The 17,709-nt window shown below is 50.4% G+C and carries 7 protein-coding genes; all 7 read right to left on the bottom strand.

The features are described from left to right. Window positions 1-44: 44 nt before the first annotated feature. The 7 genes from GCU44_RS11825 to GCU44_RS11795 all read right to left on the bottom strand — a co-directional run bounded on the left by GCU44_RS11825 (window position 45) and on the right by GCU44_RS11795 (window position 17,680). On the bottom strand, window positions 45-1,607 hold the full coding sequence (locus GCU44_RS11825) for a RagB/SusD family nutrient uptake outer membrane protein (protein WP_154856581.1): 1,563 nt from the start codon (window positions 1,605-1,607) through the stop codon (window positions 45-47). Between the two features lie 31 nt (window positions 1,608-1,638). Further along, on the bottom strand, window positions 1,639-4,848 hold the full coding sequence (locus GCU44_RS11820) for a SusC/RagA family TonB-linked outer membrane protein (RefSeq protein ID WP_154856580.1): 3,210 nt from the start codon (window positions 4,846-4,848) through the stop codon (window positions 1,639-1,641). 1,058 nt (window positions 4,849-5,906) lie between these two features. Next, complete coding sequence (locus GCU44_RS11815; RefSeq protein ID WP_154856579.1) at window positions 5,907-8,228, bottom strand: PSD1 and planctomycete cytochrome C domain-containing protein; 2,322 nt, start codon at window positions 8,226-8,228, stop codon at window positions 5,907-5,909. 149 nt (window positions 8,229-8,377) lie between these two features. Further along, entirely contained in the window at window positions 8,378-9,913 is a 1,536-nt protein-coding gene (locus tag GCU44_RS11810) for an arylsulfatase (protein ID WP_154856578.1), read from the bottom strand. A 32-nt stretch (window positions 9,914-9,945) separates the two neighbouring features. Beyond that, window positions 9,946-12,561, bottom strand: a complete 2,616-nt coding sequence (locus GCU44_RS11805) for an alkaline phosphatase D family protein (RefSeq protein WP_154856577.1) — start codon at window positions 12,559-12,561, stop codon at window positions 9,946-9,948. Window positions 12,562-12,637: 76 nt separating this feature from the next. Then, window positions 12,638-14,275, bottom strand: coding sequence for a RagB/SusD family nutrient uptake outer membrane protein (locus tag GCU44_RS11800; RefSeq protein ID WP_154856576.1), 1,638 nt, complete (start codon window positions 14,273-14,275; stop codon window positions 12,638-12,640). A gap of 24 nt (window positions 14,276-14,299) precedes the next feature. Continuing rightward, window positions 14,300-17,680 (bottom strand): SusC/RagA family TonB-linked outer membrane protein, encoded by a 3,381-nt coding sequence (locus tag GCU44_RS11795; RefSeq protein WP_241684924.1) that lies wholly within the window; start codon window positions 17,678-17,680, stop codon window positions 14,300-14,302. Between the last annotated feature and the right edge of the window lie 29 nt (window positions 17,681-17,709).

Genomic DNA, 17,709 nt, shown 5'->3' with positions numbered 1-17,709 from the left:
GTTTATCGGGAAGCTTTTACTAGTTAAAAACAACGGGGCCGTTATTAGGGGAATCCCGGGTTTTGGGGTTGTAAATTGGGATTGTTCTGCATTTCAGGCAGAGGGTAGGGCATCAATAAATGCATGCTTTGCAAAGCCTGGTTGGAGCTCAGGTTGACATGGCCGACGAAATCGTCGAAACCGTCTGTCAACTCATTGTACGCTTTGCGCAAGCGCAGCATATCAAACCAGGTAATCTGCTCGTAGCAGAGCTCGTGCCACCTTTCCTTCCAAACAGCCTCTCTGAAAGAAGCAGCGGTAAATTCACCCAAGGAAGGTGTCGTAAGTTCTGCCCTGTCTCGGATCCGCTTCAAGCTTTCATGCGCCAATGCATCGGGGCCACCCACTTCATTTTGTGCCTCTGCATACATCAGCAGTACTTCTGCAAACCGGATCAACGGTACGTTGAGGTTATTCGCACGATTACCGGGCACGCCGGCTGTTCCCAATGCAGCTCGGTTGAAATGTTTGAATATATAAGGAGCTCCTAAATCAAATTCCTCGCCGCTTCCGTTTGTATAATAGGTGGTATAGAAGAAGCCTTCCTGATTTACCGCTCTCTTGTCACCCTCTTCATACGAATTATAGAATTCAATTGTAGGGACGGTGCTTCCAGTGCCAGAAGGACCTTGGAACGTTACAGGCTTAAAGTTCGGAAACATGTTGTTCATGGGATTGCCTGCTACGATCACATTGTATTGGAGCATAAACAAGTGTTCCAGCCGGTTGCCGTTGGTCTCATCGTGCAGGTCACCATACGTCGGGAATAAGTTGATTGAACCTGGATTCGCATTGGCATAATCGATCACCTCTTTGGATTTAGCTGCTGCTAGCTGGTAATGGGACGCACCCTTGCTTAACGGAAAACCCGCCATGGTCAGGTACACTTTGGCCAATTGGGCCTTAACGGCTGCCGCAGAAACACGACCACTGGGATCCATCCAGGGCAAGCCCGCACTTTCGGCGGCTAACAAATCTTCTAAAATCAATTCATAAACTTGTTCCTGGGGAGCTGGTGAGGGTCTAAAATCCTCTGCACTTGCCGTTTGGGGAACTTTAATCAAGGGAACATTTCCCCAAAGCCGTACCGCATAGAAATACGCCCAAGCTCTAATAAAACGGGCTTCACCCAAAATCTTGGCCTTCTGGGCCTCGTCCATGGGCGTGATGGCCGGAACCCGATCCAATACCAGGTTCGCCTGTGCAATCACCTTGTAAAGGCCGTTCCACCAGTTGATGATGTGCCCGGTTCTTCCGTCATAAATCAACCCGTACAGGTTATTCAAATCTGAATTTTGGGCAGTTTCTGTCGTGGAAGTCCCGGTAGTAGCTTCCAGAAGCTGCCAGGTGGAAGAGAAAATTCCCGAACCACCACCATAGAAACGCATGTCTGCATATACCGCAGCAAGTGCCGCTTCCGCATGATCCGGAATCGTGTAAAAGGACTCCGGCGTTAGGTTTGAGGGGTCCTCTTCGCTGAGAAATTCCTCACATCCTGTCGTAAAAATAAGCAGTGCCAGTCCTAGAGAAAGATAGGAATGGGACCATTTTTTTATAGTCAATTTCATTGTTTTTTTCATTTAGGTTATTCCAGATCAATTAAAGGGTTACCTGTAGGCCAAGCATGTACGTAGTAGGCTTGGGATAGGCATGCCAGTTCATGCCTTGAGAAAAGACATTGTTGTTATTACCTCCCCGTATGGGTGCCACTTCCGGATCACCGATAATTTCACTACCCGTGAGCAGGAAGAAATTTTGAACCGTGCTGTACACCCGTAACCTGCTTAACTTAATGCGGTTAGCAACTTCTGTAGGGAACGTGTATCCGATTAGCACGTTTCTACCCCTTAAGAAAGAAGCATCTTTTACCCAACGGGAATCTACGTTCGTTACGTAACCCGCACGGGTATCCCGGATCTCAGCCACCATGGTATTTTGGTTGGTAGGTGTCCAGGCATTCAACACGGTGCGGTAGCTGTTTGCCAGTGCCTGTCGATCTTCGCTGGGGTGCAGGTTCATATCCAGCAGGTCATTGCCGTACATGTATTGTAATTCAAGCGTCAGGTCCCAATTTCTGAACCGCAAGTTGTTGTTCAAGGCTCCCCACATGTTGGGGTTACCGTTTCCAATAATCATCCGGTCGGAATCGTTGATGGCTTTGTCGCCATTCACATCCAGGTACTTGACGTCACCCGGAAGGATTGTCAAACCGTTTCTATAACTTACGTATTCTGCAGCCTCACTTCGCTCTTCTTCGCTCCAAATTCCCAAGCGTACCAATCCCCAAAATGAACCCACAGGTTCTCCCACTCGGATAATATTTGTGGCATTGGTAAAGTTAGGTCCGCCCACGCCAAAAATATCTGCCGGGGTAGCCAGTGATAACACCTTGTTTCTATTCGCAGAAAGATTGAAGGAAGTATTCCAGGTAAAGTCAGCTTTCTCGACATTGACCGTATTAAGCGTAAATTCAATACCCTTATTCTCCATAGAACCCACGTTGCTTCGTATCGTCGCATATCCGCTAGTTCTTGGAACCGGAGCATCAAGAAGCATGTCGGTGGTCTTTCGGTAGTAATAATCCATCTCCACCGTAACTCTATTCTGGAACAAGCCCAGTTCCAATCCAATATCACTTTGTGCCGTTTTTTCCCACCTCAAATCGGGATTGGCAAGTCGGTTGATGCCTGTACCTCCAACCTGAGATTCGTTATAGATCGCCGAATAATTCGAACTTAGCAAGGCAAGAGAAGAGTAGGGAGGTATTTCTGAATTACCCGTTAATCCATAGCTCGCTCGCAGCTTCAAGTTGGAAATGGTGCTGTTCCCCTTCAGGAAGCCTTCTTCAGATAATCTCCACGCCACCGCGGTGGAAGGGAAAAAGGCGTACTTGTTGTTCTCACCGAATTTAGAAGCACCATCCGCTCTTCCGGTAGCCGTAAAGAGGTATTTGTCATCCAGGATGTAATTGACCCGGGCAAAATAGGAGTTCAGTGAATGGCTATTGGCGCCGGATCCTACACGAGGTAACTGGGAGCCTGCTCCCAGGTTATTAAACGTGAAAAAATCGGTAGCAAAATTCTGAATGCTGGCACTCATGGAGGTAAACGTATTTTCCTGCCAGGATATTCCCAATAAGCCGGTAAACGCGTGCCTGTCAGCGAAGACTTTGTTATAGGTCAGGTAATTTTCCAAGGACCAAAAATTATCCCGCATCATGCTTTTGGAGGCGGTTCCGTTCTGTGCAATGGCGAGCGTTCGGGTGCTGGATTGGTTGTTTTCCTGGGTCATGATATTCACACCCAAAACCGTTCGCATTTCCAGTCCCTCGGCAAACTTGATGTTTGTATAGGCGCTACCAAGGGTCGTCTGGGTATTGAGCACATACCTTCGTCCATAGAGCCGGTGCATGGAGCTCATGGTACCTTCGGCAAAGGGATAATCCCGGTTGTTGGCAAAAACCCCATCCTCGTATCGAACAGGCAAGAAGGGGAAATCTTCCACAATTTGGCGGGGAACCGCATCACTAACATCCACCAGATTTTCTTCCTGGGAGTTATAACTAAGCGTTCCGCCAATGGTCAACCAGGATTTTACCTTATCTTCAATGGTAAATCGGGTGGAATAGCGGGTAAGGTACGATGTCTTCAACAAGCCCTGATCATCCCGGTAACCCAAGGATAAGGAGTAGGTCGTTCGTTCGTTACCTCCGGTAAAACCTAACTGATGATTTTGCGAAATTTTATTCTGTGTCGTTTCCTCCAGCCAATTCGTATCGTGCAGGGGGTTTCCCTGACTGTCAAATACCCGGGGGTCTGTACGCCTGAGGGCAGGATTCAGATACGCCCATCGGCCTGCATTCCATCCGACCGGATCGTATTTTTCCATGTTTCTCCAGGCAAGGTCTTCCACAGCCAAGTATTCTTCTGCATTGAGTACCTCCGGCCTGTTGGGCCCAATGGTATTCACACTCATGTCCACGTTATAGGTAAGGGTACCGTCGCCGGATTTTCCTTTCTTGGTGGTCACCAAAATTACCCCATTTGCGCCTCTGGATCCGTAGATTGCCGTAGACGAAGCATCTTTTAATACTTCTACAGACACGATATCATTGGGGTTAATGTAATCGATTGGATTACTGGCTTGGGTCATCGTGCCCATGGGCAGCATTACCCCATCCACCACGTAAAGCGGGTTATTGGATGAATTAATGGAACTGAAGCCACGAATACGCACGTTGGTTCTTCCTCCTGGACGTCCAGAGTTGGTATTTACCTGTACGCCGGCTACCCTGCCCGCCAAGGCTTGATTGAGCGAAGGGGCAGGACGCTCGCTTAATTCGGTCTCTCCCACCGAACCGACCGAACCGGTTAGGTCGGACTTTCGCTGGGTACCGTAACCGATCACCACCACTTCTTCCAAGGCCGAGGCATCCTGGCTTAAGCGGATGGTCAACTCGGACTGGTTGCTGACTTTGATCGTCTGTGCCTGATATCCGATAAAGGAAACCACCAGGGTAGATTCCTCCGGTACGGTGATGGAAAATTTCCCATCCAGATCCGTGACGGTACCGCGGGTGGTACCTTGTACCGAAACGGTCGCGCCGGGAAGTGCCTCCCCGTTTTCGTCGAGCACCGTCCCATTGATGGTAACATCGGCCTCGCTTTCAATCAAGTCGGGGTCTTCAGCGACAATAGCTGCAGCCTGAAACGGCTGAATGAGCAATAGGCAGATCAGGAGGGGAAAAGCCAGGGCAACCCCTGCCCTTTGGAGCAGTGTAGATGCTGCCTTACGTAATTTATTTTTCATTGGATATGGGTTTATAAGAAATAAAACGATCCGGGAAAATCATCAATAGCGCGCCGTGCTTTCCCAACGGATGGGGATTGCCAGACACTGCCACAGAAAATTACCCAGATTTACTTTTGGGAATCGCCACTAACGGCGATTGGGCCGGGACTCGATCTTTGGTACCATCGTCTTGTTTGCCAGCATCCCTCTTGGATTAGGGAAGCCATGAAAAAAGAAATACCGACGTAAAACACGTATCTCGGACCCGGATTGGGTCAAGATTAGGTACTGTTTTCCAGGTTCATTGGAGGGTTTGGTTTTGGAGGTAGTTGGTTTTTCTTCCCATTGCCCGTCTATCGTTGGCGAACAAAAAGGGCCCCAAACTGGAAAAACCAGCATGGAAGGCAGATTGAAAAGCATGTGATCCCAAAAAGAATTCGTTACTATCCGAAATACCGGCCATTCCCTGAAGCGGAAATCGGACGGACATCCTCAAAATGCAGCGGATCCAGTTGACGATTCAAGCCGTATACACCCGCACACAAAAAAGGAACGGGTACCCATTGGAAATTCTAAAAATAAGGAATTTCCAAAAACAAATGCTACCCGGATCAAGCAACAATTCAAGCAAAAAAGGCCGAAAAATGGGGAAGGACACAAGCTGTACGAAAGGTAAGGCTTGCTTTTCGTTCAATTTCAGACCGTAATGGCACAAACCAAGCGGATTTCGGGTTTAAGGCTAATAGGCTCGGGTTCCACTGCCCGGTAGGCCGCGGGCACTTCTGGCAACAGTGCTTCGCTGCAAACCTTTCCTACCTAAAAGAAGTGATTGATAGGAAAATGGATTACTATAAAATTTACTTGCGAAATGTATAAATTTTTCAAATTATTCCCTAACTACGGTAGATAAAATTAAAATTAATTTTTTGTTACCCATCCGATAATTAAGTAGCCAATACCGGTCTCACACCGCAAAAAATAAGCGGAAAAACAGAGAAGAAATGGTCTTTTTTTAATTGAAGGAAACCTGGGAAAAGGGAATGCTTTCCTGCCGGCAGGTACTTCGGCAGCATCGCTTAGGTTTTGGTAAGGGTCTCTTCCAGGTTGTACAAGGCCACGATGACCTGCATCAGTGCTGCTGGCCGCTCTGGAGTCTCGTGCACCTGTGAGGGGTATTCACCAGCGGTCAACAATTCGGTAGCGGCCGCTCGGTCATCGCTGTACCGTTCCAGTTCTTCCTGGAAAAATGCCAGCAGCGCCTCTTTTTCCGCTTGATTGGGAAAGCGGCACAAGACACGTACAAAGGCTTCTTCTATGGCATCTTCCGGGGAATCCCCGTTCTGCGTCAGGTTTTCGGCCAGCACACGAGATGCCTCCAATACCATGGGGTCGTTCAGAAGGGCCAGGGCTTGCAAGGGGGTGTTGGTACGGTTGCGGCTCACCTGACAAATGTCCCGGTTGCTGCCGTCAAAGATCAGCAGTGCAGGGGGAGGCAGGGTCAGTTTTATAAATGTATAAATCCCTCTTCGGTAGAGTTTGTTTCCTTTATCCTGCCGGTAGATGTTTAGCTCGCCCCTTCCGGAACTGGACGCTTCCCAAAGCCCTTCCGGCTGGTAGGGCTTCACGCTGGGGCCGCCGATTTCGGGTACCAGTAGTCCGCTGCTGGCGAGCACAAAATCGCGAATCAACTCGGCATGCAGCCGCTTGCGGGGATACCGGGCCAGGTACACGTTTTCCGGATCCTTTTCCAAGTGGTCGGGCGCAATCACGGCGGATTGCCTGTAGGTAGCAGAGGTAACGATGCGTTTGATCAACTGCTTGATATCCCAGCCATTTTCCCGAAAATCCACGGCCAGCCAATCCAGCAGTTCGGGATGGGTTGGCAATTTGCCCTGCATGCCAAAATCACCCGCTGAGGGTACCAGGCCGGCTCCGAATAGCTCCTGCCAGATCAAATTAACAAAAACCCGCGAGGTAAGTGGGTGGTCCGGTGCCAGCGCCCATTGTACCAAACCCAAACGGTTGCGTGGCAAGTCGCCATCAAAAGGCTTGATGACCGCAGGTGTACTTGCCAGGAGCGGCTCACCGGTTGGCGCATCGTACAATCCCCGGTCCAATACACGGGTAGGCCGGATCGAATCCGGGAGGTCCTGCATGATGGAAACCGCCACCCGGGCCGTATCCGGATGATTTACAAAGGACAGGATATCCTGTGTATCCTCTTCTTCTACCCAAATCAAGGGGGTTTTCGCGCGAACCGGCGAACCAGCCCCGCCTTCAAACCCTTTCTCCGGGGTGTTGTTAAAAAAGGCGTACAGGCTGAAATAGTCCTTTTGAGAAACCGGATCGTATTTGTGATCGTGGCATTGGGCACATTCCATGGTTATACCAAGCGTGACTTTGCTAAAGGTATTGGTTTTATCCAGTACGTATTCCACCCGGTATTCCTCGTGGATAACCCCTTCCTCCTCGGTGATTTTATGGTTGCGGTTAAATGCCGTGGCCAGCAACTGTTCCTTGGTAGGATTGGGCAGCAAATCACCCGCCAACTGCCAGGTCAAAAAGGTGTCGTAGGAAAGATTCTCGTTAAAGGCATGAATCACCCAATCCCGGTAAGGCCATTGGGTACGGATATTGTCGTTTTGATAACCAAAGGAATCGGAGTACCGGGCGATATCTAGCCAAAGCAAGGCCATCTTTTCCCCATACGTCGGCTTGCTCAGGTATAAATCCACCATTTCCTCCCAGCTACGTTGCCCCTCCACAAAGCTAAGGACCTCTTCCGGACTGGGGGGCAGCCCGGTAATGTCCAGGCTCAACCGCTTCAACTGATGGGCTTTGTCAGCCTCCGGATTGGGCTGAAGCCCATTGGCGCGCATTTTATCAAAAATAAACCGGTCCACGGGATGATCCGACCAGCCCGGATGGCCGTTTTCAGGAGCTGCTTGTTTTTGCGGAGGAACGAAGGCCCAATGGGGCTGGTATTCCGCTCCCTGCTGAATCCATTTCCGTATCAATTGCTTGTCGAAATCGGATAGTTTTAGATTGGATTCCGGTGGCGGCATCATTTCCGATGCCTCTTCGGAAGAGATCCGGGCAAACAGCATCGATTCTCCAGGCTTCCCAGGTACAATGGCATGTTTGTCGGGATTTTCCTTCAGGGCCGCGTAGGCGCCTTCCTCTGTATCCAGCCGTAATCCTGCTTCCCGTTTATTGGCATCCGGCCCGTGACAGGCAAAACAATTATCGGACAAAATGGGACGAATATGGAAGTTAAAGCTCACCTGATCGGGCATTTCTTCCTGCGTTTCCACATCTCCGCATCCGTACAACGTTGCACCAACAAAAAGCGAAAACAAAATGCCTGAATAAGCGTAGAAACGGTTTTTTACCTGCATGGCCATCGTAAATTCAATACGAAGTCAAATTACACGGTATCTTGCAAAATACCAATTCCACGCACAAAAAATACGGCCGCTCGTCATGTTTAACAAATAACGTGCAAGCCGTAGTTAATCGTCCGTTACACCTACCCGACAACCTTATTTTACTCTCCCAACGCCGGATAGCGCCACCGGGAATTGGCAGCAGGTACGTGCTCGGCCGCCACAATGGCTTCAATGTCCCGGACAATATCCGGGTATTCGGCGGCCAGGTCCTTCGTTTCAAGTGGATCTGCGGCGAGATCAAATAGCGCCCATTCGGACTCTCCGGCGTGAATTTCCAGGCGTAGCGCTTTCCAATTACCCATTCGTACCGCCATCTGCCCCCCATAGGATGGGAATTCCCAGTAGAGGAAGGGATGCGCTGCTTGCTTGTTGCCTGTCATCACGGGTAAAAAGCTGATTCCGTCCGAATCGAAGGGGTCTTCTACCCCGGCAATTTCCGCCAGGGTAGGCATCAGGTCGTAAAACACCGCGGCATGGTCCGTACTGGAGCCCGCGGCAATGGTTCCAGGCCAGGAAGCAATCATGGGTACCCGTATCCCGCCTTCGTATAGAAATCCCTTGCCGTACCCTCGTTCTTCCCGAAACGGGCCACCACTATTAAACCAGGGAGAATCCGTACCTCCGTTAAACGTGGGGCCGTTATCGGAGGAAAACACAATCAACGTATTCTCGTAGATGCCCTGCTCTTTGAGTTGCGCTACCAACTGCCCTACCTGTTCGTCCAAATAGCTGACCATCGCAGCATAGGTAGCCCGGGGATAGCGGGTGGGGAAATAGGAGCGTTCGCCCAGGTACGGTTCTTCGTCGCCAAACTTCTCTACGTAATGATCGATCCATTTCCTGGGTACCTGCAAGGGTACGTGCGGAATCGGCGTGGCCCAATAGAGAAAAAATGGATCGTCCTCCTGCCAGGCAACAAAATCCCGGATCCGATCAAACATGAGTTCGGGAGCGTAATCGGTCAGGAAATAGTCGGAATAACTTCCCGAATCGTAAGGGTCTGCGCCCTCGGGCAGCCGGGTATTGGGAGGAATGGTGTCGTTGTCCAGGTAGACTCGGCGATCGTTTTCCCAAAGGTGTACCGGATACAGGGTATGTGCCTGCCGTTGGCAATTGTATCCGTAGAAGTAATCAAAGCCCTGCTGATTGGGGACACCTACTGTATGCGGGGCTCCCAATCCCCATTTGCCTACCACGGCCGTGGTATACCCGGCGCCTTGCAACAAGGTCCCCAGGGTGGTGGTACCGGCGGCTATGGGACGCTGCCCTTCCAGGGTACTGTCTGCCAGCATGGCCCGGTAATCCCAGACATCTCCCCGCTCGCCCCACTCGTCATTGCCTCTCACCTGTGACCGGCCGCTGTGCTGTCCGGTAAGCAGCACGGCCCGGGCCGGCGCGCATACCGGTGAACCGGAGTAAAACTGCGTAAACAACATCCCCGAAGCGGCCAGCGCATCCAGGTGTGGGGTTTCGATCTTTTCCTGCCCATAGGATCCCAGGTCACCGTAGCCCAGATCGTCCGCCAAAATAAAGATTATATTGGGTTTGGACTCCGTAATCGGGGCATCGGAAGAACAGGCAAGGGCTGCACCCAGAAAACAGGCAGCCAGCAGGTAAGCGGGGGTACGTTTCATTCGTTTTTTCTGACGTGACTAGTAAATTTCAATTACGCTTTCAAGGGTTGCGGGATGACCTGCAACTGGTTTTCTTCCAGACGATCCAGTGTCAATCCGGAAAAAACCTGTTCCCTGTTCGCACCATCTTCCCAAACACGCACGATGTGTTTGGCGTCGGAAAAGACCCTGGGACGGAAGTGCTTTTCCCGCACGCGCAGGGAATAGACCAACTCCCCGCTTTCCTCATCCCTAACCTGAACAATCGGTTGTCGACAGGCACTTAGGTCTAGTTCCGGTAGGGTACCGACAGCCGCCCTTGCGTAATTGTCCTGCTGGGAAATGGTCATGGGCCAGCCCGCGTACTGTCCATTCGGATTCTCTTCCGGATCAACGTATCGGGGCCAGCATTCCAGGTGCATTTCCTTCTGAACTTTATCAAAGGTGACCAGGCCGTATCCCGTGGCCCGGTCGTAGATCAAGGCAGGTTCCCGGTCCCTCTTTTGAGGATTGGCCACGGCATGAACGGTCATCTTGTTGCCAAAGCCGTCTTCAAAATCACCGGTATAGGCTGGTTTTCCTGGTAAAGGCACATGCCCTTCGGGCAATTCCGGCCACCAGCGTCTGGGAAAGAGATTGTTCAATGCCGGTCCGGCAAAGGCATAGCCGGCATCCCCGTGTTCGTCTACCCCGTAGTGCACCACCGAGGCCAGGTGTTGGTCGCCGGCCACGTGAAGGGCAAAGGCTTTTCGTATGATGCGAAGCGCTTCGTCTCTACCTTTTTGGGGCCAGCCGTTGGAGTCCATGTCCGTGGTAGGGGCATCGCCGGAGACGTATTCCCCGGGTGGCGGGATGGGCAATTTGGGCACGATGCTGTCGATGATGCTGCCTTTTGGTAAGGTGGCCACCGTACAGAAGTTGGTTTGCGACAAAACCGCTTTCATTTCGGCTCCCTGAGTCCAGTCCGTGGACCAGTGCTCCAGAAATTCCAGTTGACGTTCACCCAGTAACTGTGCGTCCACGTCGTAGTGCGCTTTGATATCGAATTCCGGATTTTGAATAAAGCCGTTGAGTACCTTGGCCTCTTCGGGTAGCACGTTTTTGGGTGCAGATTTGAACTTTCTATCTTCCAGAATAGCAAAGCTAATACCTCCGTAAAGCCAATCGGTATAATAGGTGCCGATTCCTTGCTTGACCGGACGCGGGTCGTAGGGGTCCGGCAGGTGCCCGGTTTGGGTCAACTGCACCATGTTCACCCATTCGGGAGGCATTTTGTAGCCTCCCTGATCTTGTGCCACGTAGCCCCATCCCTCGTCGGTTGGTGCTGATTTTCCGCCTTCACCCCAGACATTACCGTGGTATACGTCGTGGTCATCGGGTATAAAGGCGCTGGGAATATGGCGGAAAATTTCCCGGTAAGACCAGCCAAATAGGTACCATTTGCGCAGGTAATCCAGACTGGATTTTTCCAGGGGCGCGGTTTGGATGCCAAAACCTCCGGTACTTTCGTAAAACTGATCGCCCAGAAACACCGCCAGGTCCGGCTGCTGCTTGCCCACGTTTACAGCCACCTCCTGATCGGGAAAGCCGTAATCGGCATTACAACTAAACAAGGCCATTTTTACTTTTTCTTCGGAAGAAGGTTCCCGGGCAATGGTCCCTTCGTAGGTATAGGATTGCAGGCCTGATTTCAACGGTAGTTCCAGTTTCACCCGGTAGGGAATGGCTTCTTCGGCGCTCCAGTTTTCCTGACGGAAATGTGCAACCCGGCCGAGGGGATCGGGTTTGCTTTGTTGCACTGTGGTCCATTGACCGTTCTTTTTTACCTGCAGGCTTACCTTCAGGCCGGGTACCTGATCTACAGGGGCCAGCTGAGCGGCCAGTTTCAAGGTGCCCCGGTGCAGCGTGTACTGCGCAAAGCAGATGGGGCCGAATACCTGCTCCGGGCTGCCGACAATAGCGTTGCCGGAAATCTGCCAATCGGAAAAGGCTACCGAAGGATCGCTGTTTCCTTCCAGTGGGAAATGGGCACACAGGCCCAGGTTGCCTTCCCAGTTTGCATTGGGTTGGGTATAGGTCAACATGCCCAGCAATTTACCGTTACCGGCATGCAGGGCTTTGAGTTGCAGTTCATTGCCTGTTCCATCGAGGCGCAGGGTTACTTCCGCGTCAAGCGGGATGGGCTGGCTGCCGGTTTTTTCACCGACAAACAGGTAGCCCTGACCGTTGATACCCGCGTCCAGTCCCTGGCCAAAAACGGCCGCCGAGCGGTAATTGGGAAATTTACCCTTGGCTGCCAGACGAAATCCGGCATAGGCTTGGGGGATGCCTTTGGCTGCAGCATTGAGCCATTCCATGCTTACTTGCAGGGTAAAATTCCCGGTTTCGGTTCCCAATTGATGGGTAAGGCTGTACAGGGAACGATTTTTATCAGCGATCACACACACGGCTCTCCCCTGTCTGATTTCCCAATCCTGCAGTCGGTTTCCCCAATACTCCGGGCCCACCCAGGGCATATCCGGCCATTGTTGCCAGGTGCTGGCAAAAGGCGAAGCTGCCATCGTTCTAAGGGCCTGAGGGCCGGGTTTAGCGGCTGCGGATGCGCCCAAGAGCAAATGTGGAGTAACCGTTCCGAGTGCGATTGCTTTTACTGCGTGTCTTCGTTTCATTTGTTTCTATTTTTCTACAAGCGGCCCATTCCCGCCTGGATAACGCCAGTCGGGTGGGGCTCGGTTTTATAGGCGATTAATCGGCCAGGTTTGGATTAATGTTCGTTTCAGATTCCGGGATAGGCCATTTATCGTCAACGCCGGGCCGAAAGCTTTTCGAGGTGACATACCATCTGGATTGCGGGTCCAACTTGATTGAAGTGGTTGGGTACCTTTCCGAATCGGGAAACGGGGCTCCCCAAAAATCACCATTTAAAACGTCATCTCCAATTTCCCATCGGAAAATATCCCATAAGCGCGTCCCTTCAAACGCCAATTCTATCCGTCGCTCGCGTCGAAGGATATCCCGGAGTAGATCCGGGTTGGTTTCGGTGATGGGGGGTAAATCTACCGATTCCCTTCCGCGAACCCGGTTAATGGTTTGATCCAGCAAATCCTGAGTTATCGCGTTACCTGCTTCGAGTTCTGCCTCCAGGTAGCTAAGTAAAACTTCGGCGTAGCGGATTATGGGAATATTTCCTCCATAATCGTTGCGAAGATTGCCATTGAAGGATTCGTCAAAGTACTTTCTGAATCCGAATCCGGTACGGGTCGCTTGTTTGGAGTAGGTGAGCTGATCCACGGATTGGGTCGAATCTGGATGGCATACATACCTCCTCCCCTGAAAGGTGGATTCGTTCCAGATAAAGGTATCCCGAAACCGCTGGTCCCGATTCGCTCCCATGTCCTCCTGAACAAACTTTGGATCGTCGTAGGAAAAGGGCGTACCGTCATCGAACCCATATTCCTCTGCCAAGCTTCCCAGTGGGTTGATGATGTGCCATCCACTGGAAGCTGCGGGATACGCGTGTTGGGGCATGGCATTCGGGGCGAGCCCAGGTACAAACTGAACGCTAAAAATATTTTCGCTGCTGTTTTCGTTTTGGGTATTGAACAGCGGTCCGTATTCGGAATCGATGATGTTATCACCGTAATTGATGATTTGCTGGTACACCGCTGAAGCCTCCTGGTACCGCTTTTCCGCCAGAAATAGCCTACCTAGAAAGGCGAGTGCCGCTTGCTTGCTCGCCCTTCCTATTTCCGAGGAAGGAATATCCGAGAATCTTGGCAATCCCGCCACGGCCTCTTCCAATTCGCGAATGGTGAAATCAACGATTTCGGATTTCGGTGATTTTAGGACAGTGTTTGCTTCATCCGGTGTTAAAGTAGAGGTAACCAGGGGAACATCTCCCCAAAACTGGGACAGGTAAAAATACTGCGTCGCCCGCAAAAACCTCGCTTCGCTTTTCATCCGCTCGCGTTTTTCTTCGGGCATCGCTACATTGTCAATGTTCTCCAAAAAATCATTGGTGATCGCGATACGTCGGTAAGAGCCTTGCCAATACCCGTTGACCACGTTATTGTTGGGTAACAGGGTACCGTCCGTCAGCCGGTTGTAGGTAGAATTATCGCCTCGTCTGTCGTAGGCATTATCGGTCGCAAACTCTAAAAACACGATCCCGCAATAAGTCCACCAATCCGAGGGGACAACCTGCGTTCCGTAGTTGATATTTCCGCGGTACATGCCCGTCAGTGCGATCAGGGCATTGGATTCCGAGTTCCAAAAGGTTCCGCTTGCAAATGCATTGGTTGGAAATTGCTCTAGTTTTTCATCACAGGACACCACCGAAGTTAGCATCACCAAGGAAATGAACGTCTTCGCTATATTTTTCATGGTAATTTTCTTTTTTGATTAGAACTAAAATCGAGCGTTGATCCCTAGCGTGTAGGTTGCCAAAATGGGGTAATATGCTCCTCCTGTATTGATTTCGGGATCCCAGCCTTCTGCGTACGAAGTAAACGAAAGCACGTTTTCACCGCTCAGGTACAGTCGTAAATTCTGCAGTCCAATTCGTTCGAGGACAGAAGGAGAAAGGGTATATCCCAACTGAAGGTTCTTCACCCGCAGATAGGATGCATTGATCACCCAAAAATCAGAAATGACCGTATTCGGCGTTCCACTATTGGTGATGACCTCCAATCGGGGATACGCGGGGTACCGCTCGGGACTATCCGGATTGAACCTGCCGTCCATCTGCCATTGCTGAATATTTCCAAGATTGAAAAATGCCCAGCCGGCATAGTTGTTTAGAAAACCCTCTACCCCGGAAACTCCCTGTAGGAAGATGGAAAGGTCAAATCCTTTGTATTTTGAGCCAAAATTGAGGCCATAGGTGTACCTGGGAATCCTGCTACCCAAAAAATTCCTGTCGTAGGTAGGGTCCACTCGTCCGTCAGGTACTCCGTCTGGCCCACTGATATCCTTGTACCGGATATCTCCCGGCCGGGGATTTGGTGTAATGGCTGCTTGATTTGGCCAGGCCGTTATGTCTTCGTCATTTAGAAATACACCATCCGATTCGTAACCGTAATACATCTCCATGGGAAAGCCTAAAAACAACGTGGATCCATTACCTACCAGGCCATTTGGTTGCGCTACATTTCCCAGGCCAAGCGTAACTACTTCGTTGTTGATAATGGAAAAATTACCCGATACGGAATACTGAAATTCCCTTACCTGATCCCGGAAACCAAAGTCAAATTCCCAGCCGCTATTTCTGGCTGCGCCGGTATTGATCTCTCCAATGCCTACACCCAATATGGACGAGACACTTGCGGTGGGCTGAAATAGGATATCGGTTGTATTTCGGTTAAAATAGGTGAAATTAAAGGATAGCTTCCCCTCCAGGAAACTCGTTTCTGCGCCAAAATCCAACGTTTCGGTGGATTCCCAACGGATGTTATCGTCCCTGTAATCGGAATAGGCGGCCCCGGTGGAAATGCTTCCGCCAAAAGGATAATTGCGTCCCGAATTCAACACCGTCTGGTAGGGGTAATTGCCAATGTTTTGGTTTCCTAAAATACCCCATGAAGCCTTTAATTTAAAATCCGACAACCAATTCACATCTTCCAGGATGGCTTCATCCGAAAGCCTCCAACCGACTGCCATGGAGGGGAAAAGTGCATATTTGTTGTTTTCGGGAAACCTGGACGATCCGTCGTAACGTAGCGTGGTTTCAAACAAATATTTTTCATCGTGGTTGAATTTGACCCGGGTAATCAGCGATTGTATGGCCCATTCCTCGTCAAACCCTCCCACTCGTTGGTTATCCGCACCTCCCATGTCGATCACGGTATAGTCGTTACTAGGAAAATCCTGTCGGTAGCCGTTGAAGTAGGTATTTACCTGATTTTCGAAGGTATACCCCACCAAGAAATCCAGGTTGTTTTTATTGATGCTTTTCGAATATTCCCCGATAAATTGGGCTGTTTTAAAAATCTCTTTGTTGCTAAATTGATTCAAGTAGGATTGGCCGTGAAAAACGTCGTCGTTTAATCGTTGGGACGCCAAATAGGAACGCTGCTCCAATAAAAAGGAATTGTATCCGCCGATTGCCGACAAAACCAGGCCATTAATGGGAGTCCAATCTAATTTCATGTTTATTCCGGTCCGTGTTCGGGGATTGGTCAGGTAGGAATCGGATTGCAACCAGGAAACAGGCGTTCCACCACTTTCCGGGCCAATTCCAAAATCACCGTTTGACGCCTGTCCCAAATATACAGCGGGATAACGAATGGCGTTCTGAATCAATTGATCACTTAGTTCTCCCCCTTTGTTTGCCGTGGCTTGGGGTTCATTCCGTTCTTCTATCGACCCAAACAACCTGGTTGTTAATTTGAAGTCCTCACCTAATTTATTCTCCAGGTTCAGGCGCAAATTGTATCGGTTGTAGTTGTTTTTTGGAACAATGCCTTCCTGATTTAAAAGTCCTCCGGAAAGAAAATACTTGTTGTTTTCATCTCCTCCGTTCAATGTAATTGTATGGCCGGTCTGTATCCCATCCCCGGCAAATACGTGATCCAGAAACCGTGTATTGGGATAATTATCCGGGTCGGCCTGAGATCGGTAGTTGGCGATATCTTCTTCAGTAAAGCTATTGCTCCCTGAAGCAATGTTATACATGGCTGCGTAATCCCAGGAATCCACAAATTGCGGCAATTGGGTGGGCTGATTGAAGCCGACATAGCCGTTATAGCTTACCGTCATCTTCTTATTGGATCCGTTTTTGGTCGTTACCAGAATAACTCCGTTGGCCGCTCTGGCACCGTAAATCGCCGCAGATGAGGCATCCTTCAATACAGAAATGGTTTGCACATCGTCCGGATTGATATCATTCATATTGCCTGGTATTCCGTCGATCAGAATCAATGCATCGGGTGTGGCCCCAAAGGAGCCTACCCCTCGAATTCGGATATTTCCTCCACTCTGCCCCGGTCTACCGGATCGTTGGATGACCGTCACGCCCGGCATCTGACCCGCTATGGCCTGGGAAAGCTGTTGGACCGGTCTGTTTTCGATATTTTCGGAAGATATCTGCGAAACAGAACCGATTACATTGACCTTCTTCTGCGTTCCATACCCCACGACCACCACTTCTTCCAGCGAGGATTGGTCTTCGCGTAAGGTGATGTTTAGGTTGGTTTGGCTGCTTACCGTTATCCGCTGGGATTCGTAGCCGATAAAAGACACCAGCAAAACGGATCCCTCGGCCGCTTCGATCGAAAAATTGCCGTCGATGTCGGAAACCGTACCGGTACTGCTCCCTTCGATCAATACGGTGGCTCCGGGAACCGGCTGGCCCTGCTCGTCCACAATCCTTCCCGTAATCTCCACAAATTCAATGGTGATCGATATCTCCCGCTGCTGTGCAGACGAACTGCTTCCACCAACATAGATCGCATTGTTGACCTGCCTGAACTTCAACTTGGAAGCCTGGGCCAGTTGTATGAGCACATCGTTCACAGATTGCTTTCCGGCTTTCAACACGACCGGATCCCGGTCGACAAGCAAATCGTCCGGAAATATGAATACGTAGTCGGTTTTGGACTCCAGGTTTTTAAACACGTCGCTTAAACTCCAGGCTTTATCGGCCATCCGGAGAAAGGTCTCGTCGATGGGCTTCACCTGTGCTTTGGAGTCATTGGCCAACAAGGTGGTCATGAATAGGCACTGGATAATACAGCCGTAAAACAGGTTTTTCGATACCATCTTGATTAGGTATAGTATTTTTCTTTTCATAATTTTAGGTGTTTTATTGAATTGATTTC

This window comes from Cyclobacterium xiamenense, assembly GCF_009467825.1.
GTDB lineage: Bacteria > Bacteroidota > Bacteroidia > Cytophagales > Cyclobacteriaceae > Cyclobacterium > Cyclobacterium xiamenense.
Note: the sequence above shows the minus strand (reverse complement) of the source record. Positions and strands in the feature narration are given on the sequence as shown.